Source organism: Rhizobium tibeticum, assembly GCF_900110205.1.
Lineage (GTDB): Bacteria > Pseudomonadota > Alphaproteobacteria > Rhizobiales > Rhizobiaceae > Rhizobium > Rhizobium tibeticum.
Map to the genome: position 1 here is coordinate 1 of NZ_FOCV01000116.1, position 3,030 is coordinate 3,030.

General features: G+C 58.8%; 2 protein-coding genes and 2 pseudogenes. All 4 read left to right on the forward strand.

Features of this window, described 5'->3' with window-relative positions; translation table 11 throughout:
- Window positions 1-68: 68 nt before the first annotated feature.
- Window positions 69-239: an IS66 family insertion sequence element accessory protein TnpB gene (gene tnpB, locus BSG20_RS34895; protein ID WP_478013407.1), complete on the forward strand. Its 171-nt coding sequence runs from the start codon at window positions 69-71 to the stop codon at window positions 237-239.
- A 73-nt stretch (window positions 240-312) separates the two neighbouring features.
- Window positions 313-606, forward strand: a pseudogene (locus BSG20_RS34900) (transposase domain-containing protein); the annotation flags it as partial.
- A gap of 159 nt (window positions 607-765) precedes the next feature.
- Window positions 766-1,965, forward strand: coding sequence for an IS256 family transposase (locus BSG20_RS34910; RefSeq protein WP_093041964.1), 1,200 nt, complete (start codon window positions 766-768; stop codon window positions 1,963-1,965).
- Between the two features lie 68 nt (window positions 1,966-2,033).
- Window positions 2,034-2,944, forward strand: a pseudogene (tnpC, locus tag BSG20_RS34915) (IS66 family transposase); the annotation flags it as partial.
- Between the last annotated feature and the right edge of the window lie 86 nt (window positions 2,945-3,030).

Here is a 3,030-nt window from a genome sequence, read left to right on the forward strand (position 1 = left end):
CTGTTGTCCAAAAAGGGGATGAAACGGGTGCATGACCCGCACTAACTGCTGACCTGCGCTGGTCGGGGCTGCATTCTCAGATGAGGTACAAGCGGCTCGAAAAAAATCAGTTCGTCTGGCCGAAAATCGGGCCGTCTCGCGTGCAGCTCAATCACGCGCAACTGATGGCGCTGGTCGATGGGATGGACTGGAAGCGCGTGCGCACGGTTGCCGTAAAGCGGCCGGAATTTGTTGGGTAAGGCCCTGCGGCAGAGTGAATCAGGCGGCTGAAACTGAGGGAAAAACTCGCGGAAATGTGCTCTACATAAGGGCATGACACCAGCCAATCTCGATCTTCCTAATGACGTTGATGCGCTAAAAGCCATGGTCCTGGCGATGGCAGCAAAGGCTGCGCGCGCCGATGTTCTGGAGGACGAAGTTGCTGATCTGAAGGCCCGCAATGCCGACGCTGACGAACAGATCGCCAAGTTGAAGCTGATCCTCAAGGCCTTTAATCGATACCGCTATGGCCGCCGCTCGGAAAAGCAGGGCACGAGCATCGAGGCAGACCTGGACGAACAGGGCGCGTTTGTCTTCGAAGAAATTGACACTGGCATTGCTGCAATGATCGTGTCCCAATACGTGGTGTCACTGACGGGATTTAGCAAAGCCGAGCGCCCGCGCGTTTCATAGCGCTGTAGCGGGTGATCGGCTTTGCGGGGCGGCCATCAGTGTTTTCCGCTAGGGTCGGGTTGTTCAAGACACAACCTGACGGAAAGATCACCGATGACCAATGACATGATGAACGTGCGATCGCTTGTTGAGAAGAGCGCTGATGCAGATTTGTTGCGCGAGATGATCGGCTTTGCCGCTGAACGGCTGATGGAGCTGGAGGTCGGCTCGGCCACGGGCGCTGAATTCGGCGAGAAGAACCCGCTGCGGCTTGCGCAGCGCAATGGCTACCGTGACCGCGATTGGGAAACGAGAGCTGGCACCGTTGAGCTCCGCATTCCCAAGCTGCGCAAGGGGAGCTACTTTCCGAGCTTCCTCGAACCACGCCGCATGGCAGAGAAGGCACTGACGGCCGTCATTCAGGAGGCTTACATCCAGGGCGTCTCGACCCGTTCGGTGGACGATCTGGTCAAAGCCATGGGGATGAGCGGCATCTCGAAAAGCCAGGTGAGCCGCCTGTGCGAGGAGATCGACGTCAAGGTGAAGGCGTTTCTCGATCGCCCCATAGAAGGCGAGTGGCCATACGTGTGGGTCGATGCCACCTATCTCAAGGTCCGTCGTGGCGGCCGCATAGTCTCAGTCGCCGTCATCATCGCAGTGGGTGTCAATAGCGACGGGCGGCGCGAAGTACTGGGTATGGAGGTTGGGACATCAGAAGCTGAGCCAATCTGGACGGAATTCCTTCGCAGGCTAACGCGCCGAGGGCTACGCGGGGTGAAGTTGGTTGTCTCTGATGCGCATGAGGGCATCAAGGCAGCCGTCTCCAAGGTCCTCAATGCAACATGGCAACGGTGCCGCGTTCACTTCATGAGGAATGTGCTGGCACACGCTGGCAAGAGCGGAAGGCGGGTGGTCTCCGCCTTCATCGCCACAGCTTTTGCCCAGGAGACCTCGGAGGCGGCCAGCGCTCAATGGCGCAGTGTTGCTGATCAGATCAGACCGAAAGTGCCGAAGCTTGCCACCATCATGGACGACGCCGAAGAGGACGTGCTCGCCTATATGACCTTCCCGAAAGAGCACCGGGCAAAGCTCCACTCAACGAATCCAATTGAGCGTCTCAACGGCGAAATCAAACGCCGGACGGAGGTCGTCGGCATCTTTCCAAACGACGAAGCCATCGTCCGTCTCGTCGGCGCGTTGCTCATGGAGGCGAACGACGAGTGGACTGTCCAGCGTGGGAGATATCTGACGCTTGAGACAATGGCCCAAATGAGCGATGATCCGCAAATCAGCCTGCCCGCTGTGGCGCGTTGATATCCCCTCCGACCCGACGTCGGAAAGCACGGCAATCAGCCGTCAGCTACACCACCCCCCGGGACACGATCGCTGCAATTGAGGCACTGGTTGCCAAGGGTCGAAATCCAGCCGCTGCAAAGCGTGCGCCGCGTCCACGTAAGGGCTTCCCGCCGCATCTGGAGCGGGTGCATGTAGTCATTGAGCCGGACGAGCTTCCCGAGCATGCGGGCAAGCAGAAGGTGCTGATCGGTGAGGATGCCTCCGAGCGGCTTGATGTCATTCCGCCAAAGTTCCGGGTGATCGTCACGCATCGCCCGAAGTATGCCTTCAAGAACGAAGACGGTGTCATCCAGGCATCGGCCCGGCGCATATCGTTGAAAGCGGCATTCCGACAGAAGCGTTGCTCGCCTATATCGCGGTCTCCAAATATGGCGACGGGTTGTTGCCGCTCTATCGGCAGGAGGCGATCTTCCTGCGCGACCATGGCGACGTCGACCGCGGTATCATGGCGCGGTGGATGGGGAAACTCGGCTTCGAACTCGAGATCCTCGCGGACTACACCTTCAGCCAGATCAAAAGAGGCGAGCGACTATTCGCCGACGAGACGACATTGCCGACGCTTGTGCCCGGATCCGGGTCGGCAATGACAGCGTATCTTTGGGCCTACGCACGAGACGATCGATCGTTCGGCGGGAGCGGTCCGCCGATGGTGGCCTTTCGCTTTGAAGACCGTCGACCCGGCGATTGCGTCGCGCGTCATCTCGAAGGCTATCGCGGTATCCTGCAGATCGATGGATACACTGCCTATAACCGTGTTGCCCGACCTGACCGTGGAAACGACGGCGCTCTTTTGGCGGGATGCTGGGCGCATAGTCGGCGTCGGTTTTACGAGCTGCACGCAAACGACAGCTCCAAGGTGGCAACGGCGACAATCGAAAAGATGGGCGCGCTTTGGTCGGTCGAGGAAAAGGTGCGTGGACAAAGCCCTGCAGACCGTCCGAGAACTCTTCGAATGATGGAAAGTAGTTGATTTTCGGCGTGGACGGCGGCGTTTTGTCCAATTTCCAGCTTTTCCGTTTTCGG

Bases quoted from the DNA above. Each gene is read 5' to 3' on its own strand.
- BSG20_RS34910 (WP_093041964.1), top strand. From the start codon at position 766: ATGACCAATGACATGATGAACGTGCGATCGCTTGTTGAGAAGAGCGCT.